This is a genomic window from Mycobacterium sp. URHD0025 (assembly GCF_000426065.1).
Taxonomy (GTDB): Bacteria; Actinomycetota; Actinomycetes; order Mycobacteriales; family Mycobacteriaceae; genus Mycobacterium.
Genome location: NZ_KE384491.1, coordinates 756,990 through 778,912 on the forward strand (window position 1 = coordinate 756,990; position 21,923 = coordinate 778,912).

Here is a 21,923-nt window from a genome sequence, read left to right on the forward strand (position 1 = left end):
GCCGCTCTCCGTGCTGACGTCAGCCGTGAACGCTATCGCACGGCCGCCCTGAGCTACGATCGCTGCTGCCAGTTCCTTCGCCGGCGCGGGGTCGCTTCCCTCACCAGAGGTATCAATGTCGTTGTCGTGAACCACCACTGCGGCGCCACGGGCCGCCGACTCGCGGCAGTACGCTGCGCCCAGGCCCCACGCCCCACCCGCGACGAGGGCGACACGGCCATCGAACGTTATGTCGCTCATCGGAGAAACAGCCCCTTCCCAAAGGGGTGTTGAAGGTCGACAGCCATGCGCAGTTCGTTCCTGAGTAAGACACGGCGCCCGCGGCCGCCGACTCCTCCGGTCCCGATCAGCATGAGGCGCAGTGCCATCAACGATTCGTCCAGTCCGGCACGAACGAGCCGACCGTCGACAGGTCAAGCAAACCCGGCTCCGCCGAGATGACGGCGGGTATTGCATTGACGGCATGCATGGCAGTCGCCAAGCAGCCCTGCTCCGCGTGGTCCTCGTCATTGCCACCGATGACCAAGTGCAACAGCACGTTCGGTTTCCCGGTGAAGGACACCTGATAGCCGATCTCGGTTGGCCAATCTGGTGCCAGATTGTCGTCCATCCGCGTCAGGTGTTCCACCGACAGACTGATATCCCCGCAGTCGACGTTCACCCCGAAGCGCATCGCCCCCACGGTGCCCGCCGGTATGTCACCCGCCGCGACGGCCAACGACCGCGGGGTGGTCACGACTTCACGAAATCCCTCGAACCCCTTGACCTCCAGTCCCAGTGACTGGGCTAGCACGGTCGCGCTGCCGATCCATGCGTTGGCCGCATACGCCGGGTTTGCCAGCAACGGTGTGGTGTCCTCGACCGGGTGACCGAAGCCCATGGCGTTGAAGATCAGGTCGTGGCTGGCGTAGGTCGAGTAGTTCAGCACCTCTCGAACGCTGATGTGGGAAGCGTTCTCGGTGAGCCGCGCCAGGACCGGCGCGAGGGATTCCCCGATGAAACCTGGATACAGCCCCAGCCCGAGGAACGATGATTCACCTGCGCGGCAGGCGGATTCGATGCTATCCGCCAGGCCGGCATCAAGCGAGCGCGGGTGAATGAACCTGCTGCCCGTGGCGATCACGTTCTTTCCTGAGGCCAACAGGTCGCAGACGTCGCGGAAGCAACCCGGGGTGTCCGTTTCGACCTTGCCCATGTAGAGCACGACGTCAGCGTCGGCTGCGATGAACGCATCCCGGTTGACTGAGGCCCTCACCCCGGTGCCCGGCAGGCCGCACAGTGACCCGGCGTCGACACCGGACTTGGCCGGGTCGTACACCCGCACACCGACCAGTTCCAGGTCTGATCGGTTGATGACATGCCGCAGAGCCATCGCTCCGGTCACGCCGGTGGCCCATTGAATTACCCGTGTCATGTTGTGTCCCTCAGTCCCAGATCACGTCGAGGCGCGGCGGGGACCTGAACATGGTCCCGGTGACATATGGCGGCGGCGCATCCGGATCCAGCCGCAACCCGGGCAGTTCGTCGAACACGGCGTTGAAGATCTTCATGCTTTCCAGCCGAGCAAGGTGCATACCGAGGCAGACATGGGCTCCGTGGGCAAACCCGATGTGCGGCTTGCGATCCCGGAATATGTTGAACACCTCCGGATCCGCCCAGCGCGTTTCATCGTGGTTGGCGCTGCCCAGGCTGAGCATCATCGTCGAACCCTCGGGAATGTGGACTCCGCCCAGTTCGGTGTCCCGGGTGACTTCGCGCAGGAAGTTCAGCAGCGGTGTCTCCCAGCGGATGCCCTCCTCGATGGCCTGCGGAAGGAGGCTGCGGTCGGCGCGAACCGCGTCGAGTTGGTCGGGGTGTGTGAGAAGCGCAAACGCCAGGTTGGCAGTCGACCGCGAGGTGGTCTCGGCTCCGGCAGGTAGCAGGTTACGCATGAACCCGTAGATCTGTTCGTCGGACATCCTGACACCGTTGACTTCTGCGGCGGCCAGGATCGAGACCATGTCGTCGCCCGGTTTGCGGCGCTTCTCCGCGAGGATGCCGACGAAGTACTCCCGCAGCTGTGCCGACGCCTTCATCGCGGTTTCCATATCTCCGCGGAAGCCCAGGATGTCGATCGCCAACCGATGAAATTGCAGGACGTCGGAGTCCGGTAGGCCCAGCAGCGCCGCGATCACCCGCACCGGGATCGGCATGAACACCGTATCGACGATGTCCGCCCGCTTGGCATCCTTGAATTTGTCGATGGTGCGGTCGACCAACGGCCCTACGAGTTCACTGTCCCACCGCTTCATCGACGACCGCGCGAAGGCGAACTCGTGCAACTTTCGGTACACCGCATGTTCGGGTTCCTGCATCTCCAGGATCGTCGGACCTTGCAGTGGTCGCACCACGTCCTCGTAGCAGCGGGTGCTGAAGGTGATGTTGTCGGTGAATATCGCCTTGACCGCATCAAAGGTGTACGCCGTGAAGGTGTACGGTCCGCCCTCCGGATTGCCGACCATGCCCATTTCCGGCCACCCGGCGTGGACTGGGGACTCTGTCCGGAGTCGCCTGAGCAGGGGGTAGGGCGTGGCGTCGCCGTCGGCACCCATCCCCTCGTTGAATCTGTCCTGGGCCTCTCGGATGCTCTGCTCGAGCTCCGCCACGGTGGCTGGTTCACCCATTCGCGGCCTCCTCACTGTCGCGCGACAGAATCAACATTCATACTGTCGGTTGCTAACCTACATGATGTATGTTGATCGGCACCAGCGTCCAGAGAAAAGCTGAAAGCGCAACCAGGAGCATTCGATTGGGAACACGAGTAGCGCAATGGGCAACCGGCGCGGTGGGCCGCGCGGCGCTGCGCGAGATGATCGAGAATCCGGCTTTCCAATTGGCCGGGGTGCTGGTCTACGACCCAGCCAAGGCAGGCCTGGACGCCGGTCTCCTATGCGGAATCGAGCCATCCACCGGGGTCAAGGCCACCGACAGCAAGGATGCGATCGTCGCTCTCGCCCCCGATGTCGTGGTGCATGCGGCTAGCAAGGCACACGCGGTCGAGACGAATGCCGAGGACATCTGCCGACTCCTCTCCGCCGGAATCAACGTCATCTCGACGACGTCCTACAACCACCTTCCCACGTACGGCGCAGACACCGAGGCGGCGTTCACCGAGGCCTGCCGCGCGGGCGGATCACGCTTTCACGCTGCGGGCGAGAATCCCGGCTTCATGTTCGAACGACTGGTCGCCACGGTCACCGGACTCAGCAAGACCATCAACCGGATCGACCTCTATGAGGCCACCGACGTCTCGGCGGTCGACAGTCGGCCCATGCTCGTGGACCTGATGGGCATGGGCCGTCCACCTGAGGACGTCAGCGTCAACTCCCCCATCATCGGCAAGCTCGACATGGCATACCGGCAGGCTCTCAACGCCACCGCCGACGTGATAGGCGTCAAACTGTCGCATATCGATATTGCGGTGGATGCCACCACCCTCCCGCACGACATCGAGGTGGCCGCAGGCACCATTGAGGCGGGAACCGTGGTCGGTCAACGGTTCTCGTGGATAGGCCACTGGGCCGGGCGGGCGTTGCTGGCGATTCACGAAGAATGGATCCTGACCCGAGATCTGCCGCAATGGGGGCTGAGCCCACTGCAACTGGGCCAGAAGGCGCCACTGATCCGCGCGGTGATCAGCGGGAATCCGAGTTTCGAACTACAGCTCGACGTCGGGGGCAACGACGCCACATCCACCCTGCCCGGACACCTGATGATCGCCATGAGCGCCGTCCGGGCGATCCCCTACGTCTTGGCGCAACCGCCGGGGATCGTCACCGCACCGGTGTTCGGGGCCATCCGCCTAGGCTGAACCGCCTCCGACCGCCTGAGCGATGTTCGCGCTGGGGGCCGAATGAAATACATGCGTGCTGCCGTCCGGCAGGACCCGCCGGGCAATCAGGTAATCCGAGCCCAGCCAGCCCTGCCGGATGAGGCGGCCGAAGCGCAGGAACGTACCCGGCGCACCGCTGGCCGACGGGATGAGCTTGATCTGCTCGATGCCGAGTTTGACCCCCTCGCCGGTCAACGGCCGTGCCGCTGACAGCCCGCGTGCGATCACGGTGGCCGCGTCATGGGCCAGCCCGGGCATCGAGTGTCCAGGGCGCCGGCCGAATTTCGCCTGGAAACGATCGAGGAATGCCTGGCCGACCAGATTCCGTTCGTCGTAGCTGTCCAGCCCGATCCATCCGCGCAGATGCCGCGTCCAGTCGGCGTTGATGTGTGCCATCTCGAAGGCCGTGGTCGTGTAGCGGGGAGGATCCCAGCCTGAGGCCAACAGCGCATCGGAAAAACCCCACAGTCCGTGCCCGAATCCGACGTGCACCAGCGCGTCCGGCTCAGCCATCCGCAACTCTTCGACCGCAGCCGCCTTATCGGCTTCCACCTGCGGGATCGAGACGCTGGCAACGATCTTCAGCCCGGCCGCGGCATACACCTTCTGCGACGCGGCGAGATACTCCTTGCCAATGAGCGATGACTCGTAGGCGATCGCGATCCGCGAGCGACCGTCACCGATCATGACGGCGGCGAGCATGATCGGCTCCTCTGCCATCGAGCCGTTGTTGAGCGCGAAGCACCACTCACCGAGCGCCCCCTCGGAACCGGACAGTGTGATGATCGGGGTGCGCGCGGTGGCGTCGACGTGCGGCCGGAGCGGGACGACGTTGTCGGACACCCAGGGCCCGAAGATGGCCAGACACCCCTCGGCGACGAGTTCGTCGAACGCCCGCTCCACGGCGTGGTAGGTGCCATTGGGCAGCCCGACGACGTTGCGCTGGATGATCTCCACCGGCCGGTCGATCAGACCCGAGGCCAGCGCCTCCTCCATCACCAGGGTCAGCGCCGCGAGAGTGTCGTTGTCGGTGTCGCCCCTGGTGGGATAGTCGTTGAGCAGACCCACTTTCAGTGGGGCGACCGTCCCGTACGCGCGCACCTCATCGTCCGCCATACCCGCAACATACATCATGAATGTTGATACGATCATCCGCATGGCGAAGCGGGGAGGCACCGACGACGAACGCCGGGCCCGGGGCGAGGCGACCCAGCGCGACCTGATCGACGCAGGTCGCGAGCTGTTCGTGAAAAAGGGCTACTTCAACACGAGCATCGGCGACCTGGTCACCGCCTCCGGAGTGGGGACCCGCGGCGCGTTCTATCACCACTTCAAGGACAAGGCCGAGCTGTTCCGCGCCGTCTTCGAAGAGGTCGAACGGGATCTGACGCTGCGCGCACTGGCCTCCCCACCACCGGGCACCGACGCCTGGGAGCGGCTCAGCACCGGCCTGCACGGGTTTCTTCGGGCCGCGGTGGAGCCCGAGGTCCAACGGGTCATGTTGATCGACGGGCCGGTCGTGCTGGGCTGGCGAACGCTGCGTGCGATCCAGGAAGACAACAGCATCGCGCTCATCGACGCGACCGTACGGGACGCCATTGCCGCGGGCGTCATCGATGACCAGCCGGTCACCGAACTGACCCATATGCTCGTCGCCGCCGTCGAGGAGGCCGCTCTCCTGGTCGCGCACGCCAAGAACACCACCCAGGCCCGGAAGCGGGCAGCCGCCATCCTCGACCGAATGTTGCTGAGCTTCGCGCCCACCACCCGAAACGCATTGCGGGACTGAAGCTTAGAGTCCTCCCACTGCAGCCAGGGACCCCGGTGTAAATGATGATTTCCGCATATCGCATATAGTCGCTCTATCTGAATGATAATTTGACTCTCGATCACCCCAAGGAGACTCATGCAGCGAAGCCCAACATCTGGCGCTCCACGGGTGGCCGTGGTCGGCGCATCCGCAGGACTCGGCCGCTGCATCGGAATGGCATTGGCCGATAAGGGGGCTCGCGTCGCTTTTCTGGCTCGCCGGCGGGACCGCCTCGAGAACGCCGCCAAGGAGGCGGGCAATGGAGCCGTCGGCGTCGTCTGCGATGTGACCGCCGCCGATTCTTGTAAGTCCGCCATGTCCGAGGTCATCCACGAATTCGGCGGGTTGGACGCCATGGTCTACACCACCGGCATGGGGGTTCTCGCGCCGCTGCGGGAGGTCACCGCCGAACAATGGGCGCAACTGTTCGCGACCAACGTCACCGGTGCGTCACTCGCGACGGCGGCGGCCGCACCACACCTGGCCGCTACCGGTGGATCGGCGGTCTACCTTTCGTCGCTGAGCGCGTCGTACACAAATCCCTGGCCGCTCCTCGGTGCTTACGCCGTGACGAAAGCCGCGCTGGACAAACTCGTTGAGGCTTGGCGCATCGAACACCCCAACATCGGTTTCACCCGTCTCGCAGTGGGCGACAGCTTCGGCGGCGAAGGCGATTCGCAGACCGAATTCAACAAGAACTGGGATCCCGAAGCGCTCGACAAAGCGATCCGGCTGTGGATGGAGCGGGGCGAGATGCAGGGCGGCCTTGTCGACGCCGGCCATCTTGCCGACGTCGTGTACTCCGTACTCATCTGCGGTAGCAGCAGTTTCATCCCCTACTTGACCATGGCCCCCCGCCCGTCCGCGGCGGTCAACGAACTCCGACAGTGGTGAAGGACAGCACTAGATGACACACGAATCCCGCATGCTCATCGACGGCAAGCTCGTCGATGGGGAGACCGGCCGGACCTTCGAGAACATCAACCCCGCCACCGAGGACCTGCTCGGTGTCACCGCCGACGGCACCCGCGCAGACATGGAGCGCGCCGTGGCCGCGGCTCGGCACGCGTTCGACCACACGGACTGGTCGCGAAACGGTGAGCTGAGGGCTGCCGGTCTGCGTCAGCTGCAGGCGGCTCTGGAGGCCGAACGCGAGGACATCCGCGCCGAGCTTGTCGCCGAGGTCGGCTGTCCGGTGCTGTCGACCTTCGGCCCGCAGCTCGACGTCCCGCTCAACGAGGCGCTCACCTGGCCCGCAGAGATGATCGCCCAGTTCCCCTGGAAGCGTTCTCTTCCCGACAAGGACGCCTTCGGTATGGGAACTCCGGCCGCGCGGGAGGTGTGGAAGGAACCGATCGGGGTTGTCGGCGTCGTCACGCCGTGGAACTTCCCGTTCGAGATCATCCTCAACAAAATCGGCCCGATCCTGGCCATGGGCAACACGATGGTGCTCAAACCCGCTCCCGACACGCCGTGGAACGCCACCCGGATCGGCCGGATCATCGCCGAACACACCGATATTCCACCGGGCGTCATCAACATCGTGTCCTCCTCCGACCACCTCGTCGGCGAGGTACTGTCAACCTCACCACTGGTGGACATGGTGGCGTTCACGGGTTCGACCGCGACCGGGCGCTGCATCATGGCCGCCGCCTCGGAAACCGTGAAGCCCACCTTCCTCGAACTCGGCGGCAAATCGGTGTATCTGGTCCTGGAGGACGACGGGGATATGCGGGCGTCGATCGGGGGCAGTGCCTTCATCTCCATGCATGCCGGGCAGGGCTGCGCCATGCCCACCCGGCTGTTGGTGCCCAATTCGCGGTATGACGAAGCCGTCGAGATCGTCAAGATCGCGCTGGAGAAGAACAAATACGGCGACCCCACCGATCCGTCAGTCCTGCAGGGACCACAGGTGTCCAAACGCCAACAGGACCGTGTGCTGAGCTACATCGAGAAAGGCAAGCAGGAGGGCGCCCGGCTGGTCACCGGTGGTGGTGTCCCCAAACATCTGCCAAAGGGATTCTTCGTAGAGCCGACGATCTTCGCCGACGTCGACAACCGGATGACCATCGCCCAGGAGGAGATCTTCGGTCCGGTGTTGTCGGTCATCGGGTTCGACGACGACGATGACGCGGTGCGGATCGCCAACGACTCGATCTACGGCCTGTCCGGTGTGGTGTTCGCCAATGACCTGGAACGGGCCAAGAACGTGGCAAGCCGGATACGCACCGGCACACTGGGCATCAACGGTGGACTCTGGTATGGCGCCGACGCACCGTTCGGCGGCTACAAACAGTCCGGCATCGGACGACAATGCGGTCTCGAGGGTTTGGAGATCTTCACCGAGACCAAGACGGTGGGGTGGCCGGCCTGATGAAGTCCAAGGCGGCGATTCTCCGTGGAGTAGGCATTGACTGGGAAGTCACCGAGATCGACCTCGACCCGCCCAGAGCGGGCGAAGTTCTGGTGAAGATGGCCTACGCGGGTATCTGCCACTCCGACGAGCACTTCTTCACCGGCGATAGCGTCCCGAGCGCCGATATGGAGGAGATGATGCGGACGGCCGGCGTACCGGTGCCCGAATGGTTTCCGATGCTCGGCGGACATGAGGGCTCCGGCATCGTCGAAGCGGTGGGCCCCGGTGTGACCAGCCTCAACCCCGGTGACCACGTGGCCATTTCATTCTTCCCGGCATGCGGCAGCTGCCGGTTCTGCGTCACGGGCCACACGTACCTGTGCGATGTCGGTGCCGAGATCTACAGCAAGGAGATGACCACCGACCACACCCGACGCCGGCACGTAACCGGGCCGAACGGCTCGGAGGACCTGATGGCCATGATGCAGGTCGGGACATTCTCCGAATACGTCGTCGCCTCGGAGCGATCGCTCGTCAAGATCAACGACTGGATCTCGTTGGAGGCCGCATCACTGGTTTCCTGCGGGGTGACAACGGGTTTCGGATCGGGATCGGTTGCGGCAGGCACGCAGGTCGGCGACACTGTCGTGGTCGTTGGCGTCGGCGGAATCGGCATGAACGCGGTGCAGGGCGCAAAAGCCGCCGGCGCCAAGCACATCGTCGCGGTCGACCCGAACGAGTTCAAACGAGAGGTGGCACCGAACTTCGGGGCCACCCACACCGCCGTCGACGCCGGCGCAGCAGTCGAGTTGGTCAAGGAGCTCACGTGGGGCGTGATGGCTGACCGCGTCGTGCTCACGCCAGGGGTGGTGCCGCCGGATCTGATCATTGTCGCCATGATGCTGCTGAGGAAGGGCGGCGTCTGCGTGCTCACCGGGATGGCCAAGCTGACCGACATGATGGTGCCGCTGATCCTGCCGGACATGGTCAGCTCGTGTAAGACCCTCAAAGGTGTGCTCTACGGCGAGATGAACCCGCGCGAGGCGATGCCCCGTTTGTTGTCCATGTACGAGGCCGGGACGATCAAGCTCGATGAACTCATCACCCGCACCTACAAGCTCGACGACATCAACGAGGCCATGAGAGACCTGCGCGCCGGTCGCAACATTCGCGGTGTGATCGCTTTCTAGGGGGCCGCCGGCACGGAGTTCATCCACCGGCGCTCACGCCATCGCAGCCAACCAACCCCGATACTCGGTGATGTCACGACCTTGGGTGGGAGCGGCGTGGTCACAACCGAATCCGGTGATCCAGCGGCCGTCGTCGAGCTCCACCTTCCCGAGCAGCATGGGCGCGGGTAGCTCGGCCAGGAACTCGCCGAGCGCGGCCGGGGACAACAGCCACCGCTCACCCACGATCGGCGCACCGCCCTCGTCGACACGGGTCAGGCCGGGCTTGGGTGGAACCGTGTCGAGTGCATACAGGCGGTAGCGCGGTGCGGTGGTGATCGGTCCGGCCCAGCGGGCGCCCCGCCCGGTGAGCTGGTGCTCCAGCGGCTGGCCCCGCAGGTGCGCACCGAACACGGCGAGCTCGGTCAGCGGTGCTCCTCCAGCCTCGGGCCAGGTCCCGGCCAACGGCGCATCGAGAAACCTGGCCGCCAGATCGGCGACGACCCCGTCGTGAAAAGCCGGTGCCAGCAGGGTGATTCCGAACTGCGCGCCGTCGGACACCGTCCCCGCGGGCACCGCGATGGCGCACATGTCGAAGAGGTTGCAGAAGTTGGTGTACCGGCCCATCCGGGAGTTCACGGCGACCGGGTCGGCCGCCACTTCGTCGATGCGCGGATGCTCGGGAGCGGTCGGCACCATGAGTGCGTGACAACCCTCGAGCTGCGTCAGCGCCTTGACGCGGAGGTCCTCGACCTGTCGGCGGTCCCGCAGCAGACCGGCGGCCGTATACATCCCGGCCGAGGTGATGATCGCGGCCACCGTCGGGTCGAGCTGGGCATCGGCGCCGACCGTACTGACGAATTCACCTACCGCATCGCATCGTTCGGCCACGAGTGCGCCGTTGTAGAGAAGGTCGGCCGCGGCGAAGAAGTCATCCATCGGCACCGTGACGATGTCGAAACCGGCGGCCTTCGCCTGGCGCACGGAAGCATCGAAGGCGGCCCGCCATTCGTCGTCCAGCCCGGCCAACGCCTCCGGGATCGCGATCCGCGGCGTCACCGGCGCGGCAAACGGGATATCCGCCGGCCATTGGCGCTGCGGCGCACCCGAACTCATCACAGCCATCGCCGACTGAGCCGTGGCCAGGTCAGCCGCCAAGATCGTCACACAGTCGTAGCTCGCACATGCCGGGACCACACCCTCGGTGGAGACGACGCCAACCGTGGCCTTGATTCCGACGATGCCCTGCAGTCCGGCCGGAACACGACCGGATCCGGCGGTGTCGGTACCGATGGCGATATCGGCGAAGCCGAGGGCGACGGCCACCGCGGACCCGGAACTCGACCCACCCGAGATGCGGTCCGGCCGGCGGGAATCCCGCACGGCGCCATAGGGACTGCGGGTGCCCACCAATCCGGTCGCGAACTGGTCGAGGTTGGTCTTCCCGATGACGACAGCACCGGCGGCCTTGAGAGCGGACACCGCCGGTGCGTCGGCATCGGGAATATAGCTGAAATCTGGGCATGCCGCAGTGGTCGGTATCCCGGCCACATCGACGTTGTCCTTGACCGCGAGCACCAAACCGGCCAGTGGGCCGCCTCCGGCAAGCGCCGCGCGATGCTCGGCGTCGACCTCGGCCTGCGGCCGCAGGTGGATGAACACCTCGTCGCGTCCGCTCTCAGCGATCGCGCGGTAGATCTCGGCAATCCTGCTCACGCAGACTCCTTTCGTGCGAATTCTCCTGCCGCAGACCAACGCTTACGCTCTTCGGCCCGCGCCTCCTCCATCGTTGTCCGGGTCGCGGCGATGTCCCCGGCGTTGGCCGCCAAGAATCGCTCATGCTCGGCCAGCGAGAACGTTCCGTCGCTGATCTCGACGTGGCCGCGCCCGGCGGCCATATCGGCACGCAGGTCCAGCAGCTCGTCAGCAGACACCGGGTACCACTGGATGCGGTCGAAAAACCTCAACAGCCAAGGATGTTCGGGTTCGAAACCTTGCGCGGTCAGGGGATGGCGGTGATTCCAGATCTGGGTGGTGCGCCCGACGAACTGGTATCCGCCCGGCCCCTCCATTCCGTAGATGCACAGGTACGCTCCGCCGATTCCGACCGCGTTCTCCGGCGTCCAGGTGCGCGCCGGGTTGTACTTGGTGGTGACCAGGCGATGCCGTGGGTCCAGCGGCGTGGCGACCGGAGCTCCCAGGTAGACATCGCCAAGTCCGAGCACCAGATATTCGGCGTCGTAGACGATTCGGTGCACATCGTCGACCGAGGCCAGGCCGTTCATTCGCCGGATGAACTCGATGTTCCACGGGCACCACGGCGCGTCGGCGCGCACGCCGTGCATGTAGCGTTCGATCGCCTCCCGAGTCGAGGGGTCATCCCAGCTCAACGGCAAGCGCACGGTGCGACTGGGCACCACGAGATCCTGCGCAGCGGGCAACGACGCCTCGAGTTCGGCCAGCAGCGGCACCAGCTTCGACTGCGGCAGCTTGCCGGGATCCACCTTGACCTGGAGTGAACGGATTCCCGGGGTGAGGTCGATCAGTCCGTCCGGCCGGTGCTGCTCCAGCGCATGGTGCAATGCATGGGCACGGGCGCGCAATGCCAGGTCCAGTCTCATCTCGCCGTACTCGACCAGGATGTTGTCATCCCCGATCCGGCGATAGGTGACGGCCGTGGTGCCATCCGATGAGGTTGTGCCGGAGACGATTCCGTTGTCCTCATCGCCACCGCCGGAAAACACGGCGGGAATGGAGGCGCGCCGGGCCTGGCTTACCGTGGCAGGCGGTGCTGCCTCCGACGCCTTCACCGGGACGAACCGGATCGTGGCGCCGGGTGCGAGTTGGCCCAGCTTCCAGCGGTCGGCCGCGGTGACGGTGACGGGACAGACGAAGCCGCCGAGGCTGGGACCGTCCGGGCCGAGCAGGATCGGGGTATCCCCGGTGAAGTCGAGCGAGCCGACCGAGTACGCGTTGTCGTGGATGTTCGACGGGTGCAGCCCGGCTTCCCCGCCGTCGGGACGGGCCCATTCCGGCTGCGGGCCGATCAACCGGACACCGGTGCGATCGGAGTTGAAGTGCACCTCGTAGTCATGATTGAGCAGCGTGTCGATGTCGTTGCGCGTGAAGAACTCCGGCGCGGAATGCGGTCCGACGGTCACCGCGATGTACCAATGGCTGCCGATGGCCGGCTGCTCTTCGAACAGGATTCGTCGGCGAATGCCGCTCGCTGCGTCGCAGGTTTCCAGCTTGTCCCCCACCGCCAGCACACGTCCCTCGTGACCGCCGAAGCGCCCGAGGGTGAATGTCGATGCACTGCCGAGGTATTCATCCGCTTGCAGTCCGCCCGCCAAGGCGATGTAGATCCGCAGGCCCGGTCCGTCGACCATTCCGACGTCCAGGACCTGCCCGGCCTTGACGAGGACGGGAACCCACTGCGCGACCCGCGTACCGTCGACGCTCACCGGCGCGGGCGCACCGGTGACGCACACCCAGGTGTCGGTGTCGAAGCGCAACGCCGGTCCGCCCATCGTGGCCTCGAGACCGGGCGCCCCCTCCGGATTGCCCACCGCGATATTGGCCAGCCGGAACGAGAGATCGTCCATCGGCCCCGACGGCGGCACACCGACCTGCCAGTACCCGGTCCGCCCCGGCCAGTCCTGGACGGTGGTCGCCATGCCGGGCCGGATCACCTCTAGCGCCGTCATGGGCGCGTCACAACCATTCGCACGGCAGTCGGGTCAAATCCGTTGCACGGGTTGTTGATCTGCGGGCAGTTCGACACCAGCACCAGCGTGTCGATCTCGGCTCGCAGCGACACCGTCTTGCCCGGGGCCGACAAGCCGTCGACGATGCCGAGCGCGCCGTCGGGATCCACCGGGACATTCATGAAGAAGTTGATGTTGCTGACGATGTCGGCCTTGGTCAGCCCCCATCGGGCACCCTCACCGATGAAGTTCTCCACGCAGGCGTGCTGGTGTTTGGTGTGGTGTCCGTAGCGCAGGGTGTTCGATTCCTGCGAGCACGCACCGCCGAGGGTGTCGTGATTGCCGACCTCGTCGTCGACGATGGTCAGCATCGGCTCACCGTCGCTGTCACGCAGGACCGTCCCGGTCGTCAGGAAGATATTGCCTTGAGCCGCAATGGTCGCCGGGGCGCTGTAGCGCACGCCGTGGTCTGCCGCCCCGTAGAAGAGGGTGTCCACGGCCTGGTTGCCATGCAGGTCGACGATGGTGAGGACGTCACCGGCGCGCACGATCTTCGACCATGCGGCGCGGGGCGCGACGATTTCATCGGCAACAGTGTGAGTAGCGGTGAGGGTCATCGGGCGCTCCAGACGTCTTCGGAATTGAGGTAGGCGCGTTGGTATTCGGGGTCGCGCTCATCGACGGTGGCGCCGATGGCGGCCAGGTCGCCCGGTGCCGACCAGGCCAGCACCTCCAGAGAGCCGACGGTGAACTCCGGCCCCGGATCCAGAGGGTGGGCGGTGTTGGCCACCGCCACGATCAGAGGCAGATGGGTGATCAGTTCGACGGCGGTATCCGCACCGGCCGAGCCGATCGATACCAGCCCGCCGTCGGCATCCACCCGGACTCCGTGGAAGAACGACAGGCTCGGCGCGACGTCGCGCCGGGTCAGGCCGTTCTTGAGGGCGGCCAGCGCGAGCAGTTCACGGCCGGCGGGGCTGGGCGACTCCACCGCGCCCGCACCGTACTTGACCGCGTTGCCGGACAGCGTCGTCGTGCCGCACAGGGCGTCATGGTGCCCCGAGGTGTCCGAGACCACGGTGGCCAGGACCCGGCCCTGGTCGCTCAGCAGGGGGTGGCCGGCCGAAAGATAGGCTTGCCACGGCACTTTCACGGTGTCGGCGACGTTCAATCGCTCCCAGGGTGCATCGGCCCGCCACAGCAGCAGGTGGGCGCACGCGGTGCCGTCGAGATCGCGCAGGCGCAGCCGGGTGCCGCGGGCCAGCACCTTGCTGGTGTAGCGGCCACCGGGAACTGTTTCAGCCCAGGTGAGTTGCTCGGTTGCGACACCGTGTGGCGGGTTGGGCCAGCTCGACGCGGGGACGACAGGCATCGAATCGGTGAGGGTGCCTGCCTGCGATCGGGCGTGATCGCGGGCGCCGGCGGTCGTAGCAGTGGACATCTCAGGCTCCGATCGTGACGGGTTTCGGGTGGGTCTTGCCGCGCGGGAAGCACAGTGCGCCGAGGACGATCGCGGCCGCGATACTCAGCGGTCCGGCCCACTGCAGGATCGGCATATCCCCAGTGGGGTTGAAGATCTCGGCCCGCGGCCACCCCAGGTTGACGATCATCACCACGCCGTAGAGCACGGCCAGGACGTTCACCGCGATGCCGAACTTGCCGAGCGAGAACAGCGGCAACCCTTCGGCATCTACCTGGTTGCGCTGTGCGGGCCAGCCTTTGATCCGGCGGTACAGCAGGGGCGCGGTCACCAGCAGGTAGGCCAGGTAGATCAAGATGATGCAGACGCTGGCCAGGGTCGCGAAGATGGCCGAGTTGCCGACGTTGACCAGCAACACCCCGATGCACAGCAGGCCGATGAGTACCGACGGCCAGATCGGCGTTCCCGTGTGGCTGTTGACCCGGGACAGGATCGATGAGGCGGGCAGTCGGCCGTCACGGGCCATCGAGAACATCAGACGTGAGGCGGCTGTCTGGATTGCCAAGGTGCAGATCGTGATCGCGATGCACACGTCGATCAGCAGCACGGTGCCCCACGGTGAGGACAGCACGGTGTCGAGCACGTACGGCAGGCCTTCGGTGGCCAGGCGACCGTCGGTCAGGCTGGGTGCCGCCATCAGGGCGCCGAGGATCATCAGTCCGCCGCCGAGCGCCGATACCGACAGGGCCAGCCGGATGGTGCGGGGCGCGACGCGCCGCGGATTACGAGTCTCCTCGGCGAGTTCGCCCGCCGAGCCGAATCCGACCATCACGTACGCCGCCATCAGCCCCGACATGATCCAGGCCCAGACGTAGCCGGGCTGGCCGCCGGCGTGCCCGGTGTCGAACACCACCTGCGGTCCGCGCTGGGCATGGGTGAAGAACACGCCGATGACCGCGATGACACCGACGATCTCGCAGATCACCCCGGCACTGTTGACGCGCGACATCCATTTGACGCCAAGGCAGTTGATCGTGGTGGTGACCACCAGCAACACGGTGCCGAGCAGTACCGCGTTGGCCGCGCCACTAGGTGAGGTCAGCGCGGAGTCGTCCCCGATCACCTGGAAGCCGGACCAGATCGACGGCAGCACCACCTGCAACGCGATGGCCGCAGCAGAGGCGGTGACGATCTGGGCCAGAATCATGAACCAGCCGCCGAACCAGCCGATGACCTCGCCGCCCATGCGGCGGGACCATTGATAGATGGCCCCCGAGATCGGGTAGCGCGCGGCCAGCTCGGCGAAACACAGCGCCACGAGGAACTGGCCGAGGAACACCGCCGGCCAGGTCCAGAAGAAGGCGGGACCGCCGAAACCGAACCCGAGGCCGAACAGCTGGAAGATCGTGGTCAGAATCGACACGAACGAGAAGCCCGCGGCGAATGATTCGAACTTGCCGAGCCGACGATGCAACTGCTGGTCGTAACCGAACTCGGCCAGGTCGTCATGGTCGCCAAAACTGCCGGCCACGTCTGGCTGTCTCTCGGTGGCGCTGCTGGTCATAGGCGTTTCTCTCAGGCTCGGGGGCGATGCCGCCAGGTCCTTAACTGTCACTTGATAGATAAGCCCCTCGGCGTGTCCGAGCGGTCACCCGCGTGTTTCGTTCATGTAGCCACCCGTAAGCATTGGGTTGCCGAAACCTCACCGGGCCGGTCGCCTGTCACAATCGCCGACATGGCTGTGGCTGCGCTGGACGATGCGCACCGGCGCATTGCGTCGGCGGACACCGAGAGCGAGCTGGTGGCAGCCGCCACAGCGGCCCACGATGCGGTACAGCCGTTGATCGACACCCGTGTCAGTGCTGCCACGGTCGCCGTGACGTGGTCGGCCGTGGCCCGCGCCGCATTGATGTCCGCCGCGCGCCTGGTGGGGCCTGACGTCGACTGGTACGCCTCGGGCAGCGTCGGCCGCGGCGACGCACTCCCCGGGTCCGACCTGGAAACGCTGGTGATCCGTCGCCCCGATGTGACCGTCGAGTCCGCGCTGGCCCAGGCTGTCCACGTCCATGACCTGCTGGCCTGTTGCGGTTTCCGCGCCGACGACAACGGCGCGGTCGCCTCCCGAATACGGTTCAACCGCACCGCCCAGGACTGGGCGATCGGCATCGGTAGGTGGGCGGCCGACCCGGCCGGCGATCGCGGCGTGGTGATGATCGGGCTCCTGGCCGATGCTGTGGCTCTGGGCGACGGACCGGATCTGCGCGAGCAAGCCGGTATCGCAGCCCGAGCGCAACCGGCTGCACTGGCGGCGGTACTGCAGGACTCCACCTTTGCCCGTGCCTACGTCCCGTCCCGGCTACGAGTATTGACCTCCGGTGACAGCGGCGTCGACGTGAAGCACGCCGCCGTCGACCCGGTGGTCCGTATCGCGCGCTGGGCCGCTCTCAGTTGCGGATCCGACGCACTGCCCACCTCCGCGCGGCTCGCTGACGCGTCGGGCACTCGCTACCTCGATCCCGACGACGCCCGGGTGCTGGCGAAGTGCCATGCGATCGCATCCAGCATCCGTTGGCGGGCGCGGGCCGCGCGGTGGCGCTCGTCCGTCGACGTCGACGCTTTCGACGAGCGCGTGGAACTCTCGGAACTCTCACCGCAGGACCGCACCGCGCTGCGCAGCATCGGCCGTGAACTGACCGCGGTGCGGCGCAAACTCGACTATCTGGCGTCAACCTCGACGTTCTCCACATGGTGACCGGATCCGAAGAGGCCGGACGTCATGCCCTGGCCCAGACCATCGCCGCCGAACGCCTGGAGGGCTGGCGACCGACACCGGAACAGGTCGACGCCCTGACCGGCTTACTGACCGGCGCGGCGAGCTTCGGCGAGTACCTCGGGAGTCATCTTCCCCACCCGTCCCCACCGGCCCGTCGTCGCATGTTCGCCCGGCGGCGCCCCTACTTCATCGCGGGAACATCGGTGCTGCGCAACAACTTCGGTGTGCAGGACGCCGCGGTGCTGGCCCAGCTGGAATACGTGGCGACCGCCGGGCGCATTCTGCAGGTCCACCTGCGTTCCCGGGGTACCGAACTGGACACCCGGTCACTGCACCAGCACGTTTTCGGCGACGTGTACGCCTGGGCAGGCGAACCACGCATCGTCGAGATCCGCAAAGGTGACAGCACATTCGGCTCGTGTGCACGTATTCCTCGCGCCCTGGAGGCATTACACGCCGACGTCGCCAGGCTCGCCGACGAGGGCACCGAGATCGACCATGGAACGCTGTCCTATCGGCTGGCCCGAATCTATGCCGACTACAACCAGATCCATCCGTTCCGTGAAGGCAACGGACGCACCGGGACTCTGCTGTTGCATCTGCTCGCCGGCCGGACCGGACGCCGACTGCTTCTCGATGACCTGCCCCGCTCCGAGTGGATCAGCGCATCCCGGGACTCGATGCCGTTCCGGCGCGACGGGCGGGCCGACCCGCGGCCCTTCGTCGCGCTGTTGCGCGGACGGTTGCGGCCGGTCCATGAATCCGAGAGTGCCACAGCCGACTAGGGATTCGGGTCTGTCAGGTAGCGTTGCACGGTCGGCCCCATCCAGGCGACCAGGTCGCCGATACTCGCCGAAGCCATCGGCTCGATCTTGAGTTGATAACGCGCGAAGGCCAGACCGACCAGGTGCACGGTCACCAGCTCGACGCGCAGTTCGGCATCGTCGACACCGAACTCCGCCGCAACTCGCTGGGCCACCGGGCCGGCGAGGGAATCGTGTAAGAGCTTGCGCGCCAACGGTTGGATATCCGCTGAACGAAAGACCGTCAGCAGTGGGTCGAACGACGCTCCCGCGTCCCACCGCTGAACGACATCGCGGACCAGGCGTGCGCCGATCTCGTCGGTTCCCTCGTCGAGCAGATTCGCCAGCTGATGCAACGGGTGCTGAGGGGTGTCGAGCACCGAGGCGGCGAACAGCCCTTCCTTGTTACCGAAGAAGTAGTAGACCATCGCGACGTCCACCCCGGCATCGGCGGCGATTCCACGCACCGTCGCGCGCTCATAGCCGTCGCGCATGAAGCGGTCGCGCGCCGCGTCGATGACGCGCTGCTTGCTCTGCTGACCGGTGCGCCACCGACCGCTCCGCCGGGTCTCCGACATGGCCGCGAGCTTACTTCAACGCCGGTTGGCCTATGTGGCATGCGCACGTGGCCCTGCGCGTCACTGACTACCGAGGTTTCGCATCACCCTGCGTCGATCTCTTTCGGCAGGTCAGACTGGATTGGACGGTCACGCCGGCACCCGCCCGGGATTACCTGGGTGTGTGCTCGCGTTGCCGCCAGTGACCGACCGAAAGTGAGAACCGTCGATGGGCAACCCACTGCACCTCGCCGTCGCACTCGACGGGACCGGCTGGCACCCGGCGTCCTGGCGTGAACCGCTGGCGCGGCCCACCGAAATACTGACGCCGCGCTACTGGACTGACCTGGTCAGCCAGGCCGAACGCGGCCTGCTGGATTTCGTCACGATCGAAGACGGCCTCACCCTGCAGTCCGATCATCCGTTCCGCCCCGATGACCGAACCGATCAGGTGCGCGGGCGTCTCGACGCCGTTCTGATCGCCTCACGCGTGGCACCCCGCACCCGCCACATCGGCCTGGTGCCCACCGTCATCACCACTCACACCGAGCCGTTCCATGCGTCCAAGGCGATCGCCACACTCGACTACGTGAGCACCGGCCGGGCCGGGGTGCGGGTCCAGGTCGCCTCCCGCCGGGATGCCGCTGCCCACTTCGGCCGACGCAGGCTGCCTGAGGACCGTGCCGCCCTCAGCGCAGAATTGTTCAGCGAAGCGGCAGATTACGTGGAAGTGCTGCGCCGGCTGTGGGACAGCTGGGAGGACGACGCGGAGATCCGCGACGTGGCCAGTGGCCGGTTCATCGATCGGAACAAACTGCACTACATCGATTTCGAGGGCGCGACGTTCTCCGTGAAGGGGCCGTCCATCACGCCGCGGCCACCACAGGGCCAACCCATCGTGGCCGCACTCGGCCACGTCGACCCCGCCTACCAGCTGATCGCAGGCAGTACCGACGTCGGCTTCGTCACGCCACACAGCACCGACGACGTCACCGCGCTGGTCGACACCATCGCCGCGCTGCGCCCCGCGCAGTCCCCACCCGCACGGGTTTTCGCCGATCTGGTGGTGTTGCTCGACGCCACTCCTGACGCGGCACGCGCACGCCGTGACCGCCTCGACGAGCTGGCCGGTTCCGAATACCGCAGCGACGCCGAGATTTTCGTCGGCACGCCGGAACAGCTGGCCGATCTTTTGCAGGCCTGGCACACTGCCGGCGCCACCGGTTTCCGGCTGCGGCCGGCGTCCCTGCCACACGATCTGCAGCAGATCACCGACGTTCTGGTCCCCGAGCTGCAGAGCCGCGGACTTTTCCGCGAGTCCTACGAGGCCTCCACACTGCGCGGGCTGCTCAGCCTGCCCCGCCCCGCGAACCGCTACTCCACCGTCTGACAGCGACAGGACACGCCCATGAGCAAGCCCGTCAAGCAGATCCATCTGGCCGCCCATTTCCCGGGGGTCAACAACACCACGGTGTGGAGCGATCCCGAATCCGGCAGCCACATCGAATTCGAATCGTTCGTCCGCTTCGCGCAATCCGCCGAACGCGGCAAGTTCGATTTCATGTTCCTGGCCGAGGGACTTCGGTTGCGCGAACAAGGCGGCCAGATCTACGACCTCGACGTCGTCGGTCGCCCGGACACGTTCACGGTGCTCGCCGCGCTGGCCGCGGTGACCGATCGGCTCGCCCTCACCGGCACCATCAACTCCACCTTCAACGAACCCTATGAGGTGGCAAGGCAATTCGCCTCGCTGGATCACCTCTCCGAGGGCCGGGCCGCCTGGAACGTCGTCACGTCTTGGGACGCCTTCACCGGCGAGAACTTCCGCCGGGGCGGTTTCCTGCCAGAGAACCAGCGCTACGAGCGGGCCGAGAGCTTCCTGGCCGCCGCCCACACGCTGTTCGACTCGTGGCGTGGTGACGAGATCGTCGCCGACAAAGACCGTGGCGTCTTCCTGTCCGACCCCAAGGCCGGCGAATTCGCCTACCACAATGACCATTTCGACATCAGCGGCCGCTTCAACGTCCCACGGAGCCCACAAGGCCGGCCGGTGATCTTCCAGGCCGGGGATTCCGACCACGGGCGCGAGTTCGCCGCGGCGGCCGCCGACGCCATCTTCTCCCGATACGGAACACTGGAGGACGGCCAGAAGTTCTATGCCGACGTCAAGGGCCGCCTCGCCAAATACGGTCGCCGCCATGATCAATTGCTGATCCTGCCCGCGGCCACCTTCGTGCTCGGAGATACCGACGCGGAGGCCGCCGAGCTGGCTCACGAGGTGCGACTGGCTCAGGTCTCCCCTGCCACCGCGATCAAATTCCTCGAACAGCTCTGGAACCGCGACCTTTCCGATCACGACCCCGACGGGCCGCTTCCCACCGTCGACCCGCTGGTCGGCGAGAACACGATCGCCAAGGGCCGGGCCAGTGTGCGGATCCACCGCGATCCGGTCGCCGTCGCCAACGAGTGGCGCGCCAAGGCCGAGGCGGAGAACCTCACCACCCGCGAACTCATCATCGAGGTCACCGGGCGGCAGAATTTCGTCGGCTCGGCGACCACGATCGCCGAATCCATCAACCACCTCGTGCAATCCGATGCCAGTGACGGCTTCATCCTGGTCCCCCACGTCACCCCGGGCGGGCTCGACCCATTCGTCGACCGCGTCGTGCCGCAGCTGCAAGAGCGCGGTGTGTTCCGCACCGACTACGAGGGAACAACGCTACGCGAACACCTGGGCCTGGCAGTTCCTCAGTCGCGCGAAGAACACACGGCGGCAACGGGATAGAGTTTACTGGCCCGCGTCGTCAGGTTTGGTGCGGTCCTTGTACTCCCAGCTCGCGCCTGCGGTCAACGTGCCGGGTTCCAGCTCTGTGCGCCCGGCGTCGCGTACGTGCACCGTCTGAGCCAGAATCTCGTCGGGCTTGCCGCCGATCACGATGACCGGATGCGCATACTCGATGCCGTAGAGCTTGAGGGCGGCATGCACGGCGTGCGCTGCGGCCTTGCCGCGCGACATCTTGGTGTTCGAGTTGATCCTGATGACCAGCCGGCGTTCCGGTGCTTCGGCGACTTCGGCATCTTCGGCGTCCATTCGTAGAAGCCTAAGGGCCCGCTGGGCTCCTCAGGAAAGAATCTTGTCGGTACCCCTCTGCGATGATGATCTTATGTCTTCGGCCGCAGCGTCTTTCACCGCGCAGGGGGTGAGTCCTGTGCGGCGGATCGAGGTGTTGTTCGGGGAGTTGGAGCAGTTGTGCGGTCAGCGCAACGCGATCGACGGCCGCATCGTGGAAATCGTCGCCGAACTGGACCGCGACGAGTTGTGCGGGAACACCGGTGCCCGCTCGATGAAAGCGTTGGTCGCCTGGAAAACCGGGGTCAGCCCCCGCAACGCCGAAACCACCGTGGCCATCGCCCGCCGCATCGACGAATTTCCCCGCTGCACCCAAGCCCTACGCGA

Annotated in this window: 21 protein-coding genes; 10 read left to right on the forward strand and 11 right to left on the reverse strand. The window is 66.0% G+C overall.

Annotated elements, in window-relative coordinates; translation table 11 throughout:
* From H977_RS36010 to H977_RS0132070, 3 genes are all read right to left on the reverse strand, one after another.
* Positions 1-240: SDR family NAD(P)-dependent oxidoreductase (locus tag H977_RS36010; RefSeq protein WP_029111704.1), on the reverse strand; the 240-nt coding region annotated here is incomplete at its 3' end.
* 127 nt (positions 241-367) lie between these two features.
* On the reverse strand, positions 368-1,414 hold the full coding sequence (locus tag H977_RS0132065) for an NAD(P)H-dependent amine dehydrogenase family protein (protein ID WP_029111705.1): 1,047 nt from the start codon (positions 1,412-1,414) through the stop codon (positions 368-370).
* Positions 1,415-1,424: 10 nt separating this feature from the next.
* Entirely contained in the window at positions 1,425-2,663 is a 1,239-nt protein-coding gene (locus H977_RS0132070; protein ID WP_029111706.1) for a cytochrome P450, read from the reverse strand.
* Positions 2,664-2,848: 185 nt separating this feature from the next.
* Here H977_RS0132070 and H977_RS0132075 point away from each other — a divergent pair, with 185 nt between their 5' ends.
* On the forward strand, positions 2,849-3,850 hold the full coding sequence (locus H977_RS0132075) for a dihydrodipicolinate synthase (protein ID WP_051289318.1): 1,002 nt from the start codon (positions 2,849-2,851) through the stop codon (positions 3,848-3,850).
* Here the strand turns inward: H977_RS0132075 and H977_RS0132080 are convergent.
* A complete protein-coding gene (locus H977_RS0132080; protein ID WP_029111708.1) occupies positions 3,842-4,987 on the reverse strand; it encodes an ABC transporter substrate-binding protein in 1,146 nt (381 codons plus the stop codon). The two genes, H977_RS0132075 and H977_RS0132080, sit on opposite strands and share 9 nt — an antisense overlap.
* A gap of 40 nt (positions 4,988-5,027) precedes the next feature.
* Here H977_RS0132080 and H977_RS0132085 point away from each other — a divergent pair, with 40 nt between their 5' ends.
* From H977_RS0132085 to H977_RS0132100, 4 genes are all read left to right on the forward strand, one after another.
* On the forward strand, positions 5,028-5,660 hold the full coding sequence (locus tag H977_RS0132085) for a TetR/AcrR family transcriptional regulator (RefSeq protein WP_029111709.1): 633 nt from the start codon (positions 5,028-5,030) through the stop codon (positions 5,658-5,660).
* A gap of 117 nt (positions 5,661-5,777) precedes the next feature.
* Positions 5,778-6,575 (forward strand): SDR family oxidoreductase, encoded by a 798-nt coding sequence (locus tag H977_RS0132090; protein ID WP_029111710.1) that lies wholly within the window; start codon positions 5,778-5,780, stop codon positions 6,573-6,575.
* A gap of 13 nt (positions 6,576-6,588) precedes the next feature.
* The gene (locus tag H977_RS0132095; RefSeq protein WP_029111711.1) at positions 6,589-8,055 is read left to right on the forward strand and encodes an aldehyde dehydrogenase family protein; all 1,467 of its coding nucleotides are present in this window, start codon (positions 6,589-6,591) and stop codon (positions 8,053-8,055) included.
* Positions 8,055-9,227, forward strand: a complete 1,173-nt coding sequence (locus H977_RS0132100) for an NDMA-dependent alcohol dehydrogenase (RefSeq protein WP_029111712.1) — start codon at positions 8,055-8,057, stop codon at positions 9,225-9,227. The genes H977_RS0132095 and H977_RS0132100 overlap by 1 nt, the downstream gene beginning before the upstream one ends.
* A 33-nt stretch (positions 9,228-9,260) precedes the next feature.
* Here H977_RS0132100 and atzF read toward each other — a convergent pair whose 3' ends face one another.
* The 5 genes from atzF to H977_RS0132125 are packed head-to-tail and all read right to left on the reverse strand — an operon-like array spanning position 9,261 to position 15,897.
* Positions 9,261-10,922 carry an allophanate hydrolase gene (gene atzF / locus H977_RS0132105; RefSeq protein ID WP_029111713.1) on the reverse strand — a complete coding sequence of 554 codons (1,662 nt, stop codon included), beginning with the start codon at positions 10,920-10,922 and terminating at the stop codon, positions 9,261-9,263.
* The gene (locus tag H977_RS0132110) at positions 10,919-12,913 is read right to left on the reverse strand and encodes a 5-oxoprolinase/urea amidolyase family protein (protein WP_029111714.1); all 1,995 of its coding nucleotides are present in this window, start codon (positions 12,911-12,913) and stop codon (positions 10,919-10,921) included. Before H977_RS0132110 ends, atzF begins: the two co-directional genes overlap by 4 nt.
* On the reverse strand, positions 12,910-13,530 hold the full coding sequence (locus H977_RS0132115) for an urea amidolyase associated protein UAAP2 (protein ID WP_029111715.1): 621 nt from the start codon (positions 13,528-13,530) through the stop codon (positions 12,910-12,912). Before H977_RS0132115 ends, H977_RS0132110 begins: the two co-directional genes overlap by 4 nt.
* Positions 13,527-14,354, reverse strand: a complete 828-nt coding sequence (locus H977_RS0132120; RefSeq protein ID WP_029111716.1) for an urea amidolyase associated protein UAAP1 — start codon at positions 14,352-14,354, stop codon at positions 13,527-13,529. The genes H977_RS0132115 and H977_RS0132120 overlap by 4 nt, the downstream gene beginning before the upstream one ends.
* Before the next feature lies 1 nt (position 14,355).
* Positions 14,356-15,897: an amino acid permease gene (locus H977_RS0132125; protein ID WP_029111717.1), complete on the reverse strand. Its 1,542-nt coding sequence runs from the start codon at positions 15,895-15,897 to the stop codon at positions 14,356-14,358.
* Between the two features lie 171 nt (positions 15,898-16,068).
* Between H977_RS0132125 and H977_RS0132130 the strand changes: the two genes are divergently transcribed.
* Both H977_RS0132130 and H977_RS0132135 read left to right on the forward strand, forming a co-directional pair.
* Positions 16,069-17,085 (forward strand): putative nucleotidyltransferase substrate binding domain-containing protein, encoded by a 1,017-nt coding sequence (locus H977_RS0132130; protein ID WP_029111718.1) that lies wholly within the window; start codon positions 16,069-16,071, stop codon positions 17,083-17,085.
* Complete coding sequence (locus H977_RS0132135) at positions 17,079-17,891, forward strand: Fic/DOC family protein (protein WP_029111719.1); 813 nt, start codon at positions 17,079-17,081, stop codon at positions 17,889-17,891. Before H977_RS0132130 ends, H977_RS0132135 begins: the two co-directional genes overlap by 7 nt.
* On the opposite strand, the gene H977_RS0132140 is transcribed toward H977_RS0132135, so the two are convergent.
* The gene (locus tag H977_RS0132140) at positions 17,888-18,487 is read right to left on the reverse strand and encodes a TetR/AcrR family transcriptional regulator (protein WP_029111720.1); all 600 of its coding nucleotides are present in this window, start codon (positions 18,485-18,487) and stop codon (positions 17,888-17,890) included. The genes H977_RS0132135 and H977_RS0132140 overlap by 4 nt on opposite strands.
* Before the next feature lie 208 nt (positions 18,488-18,695).
* Between H977_RS0132140 and H977_RS0132145 the strand changes: the two genes are divergently transcribed.
* Both H977_RS0132145 and H977_RS0132150 read left to right on the forward strand, forming a co-directional pair.
* Positions 18,696-19,856 carry an LLM class flavin-dependent oxidoreductase gene (locus tag H977_RS0132145; RefSeq protein ID WP_029111721.1) on the forward strand — a complete coding sequence of 387 codons (1,161 nt, stop codon included), beginning with the start codon at positions 18,696-18,698 and terminating at the stop codon, positions 19,854-19,856.
* Positions 19,857-19,874: 18 nt separating this feature from the next.
* Complete coding sequence (locus tag H977_RS0132150) at positions 19,875-21,251, forward strand: NtaA/DmoA family FMN-dependent monooxygenase (protein ID WP_029111722.1); 1,377 nt, start codon at positions 19,875-19,877, stop codon at positions 21,249-21,251.
* A gap of 3 nt (positions 21,252-21,254) precedes the next feature.
* Here H977_RS0132150 and H977_RS0132155 read toward each other — a convergent pair whose 3' ends face one another.
* Positions 21,255-21,557: a hypothetical protein gene (locus H977_RS0132155; protein ID WP_029111723.1), complete on the reverse strand. Its 303-nt coding sequence runs from the start codon at positions 21,555-21,557 to the stop codon at positions 21,255-21,257.
* Between the two features lie 73 nt (positions 21,558-21,630).
* Between H977_RS0132155 and H977_RS0132160 the strand changes: the two genes are divergently transcribed.
* On the forward strand, positions 21,631-21,923 hold a 293-nt coding region (locus tag H977_RS0132160; protein ID WP_155946903.1), incomplete at its 3' end, for a DUF222 domain-containing protein.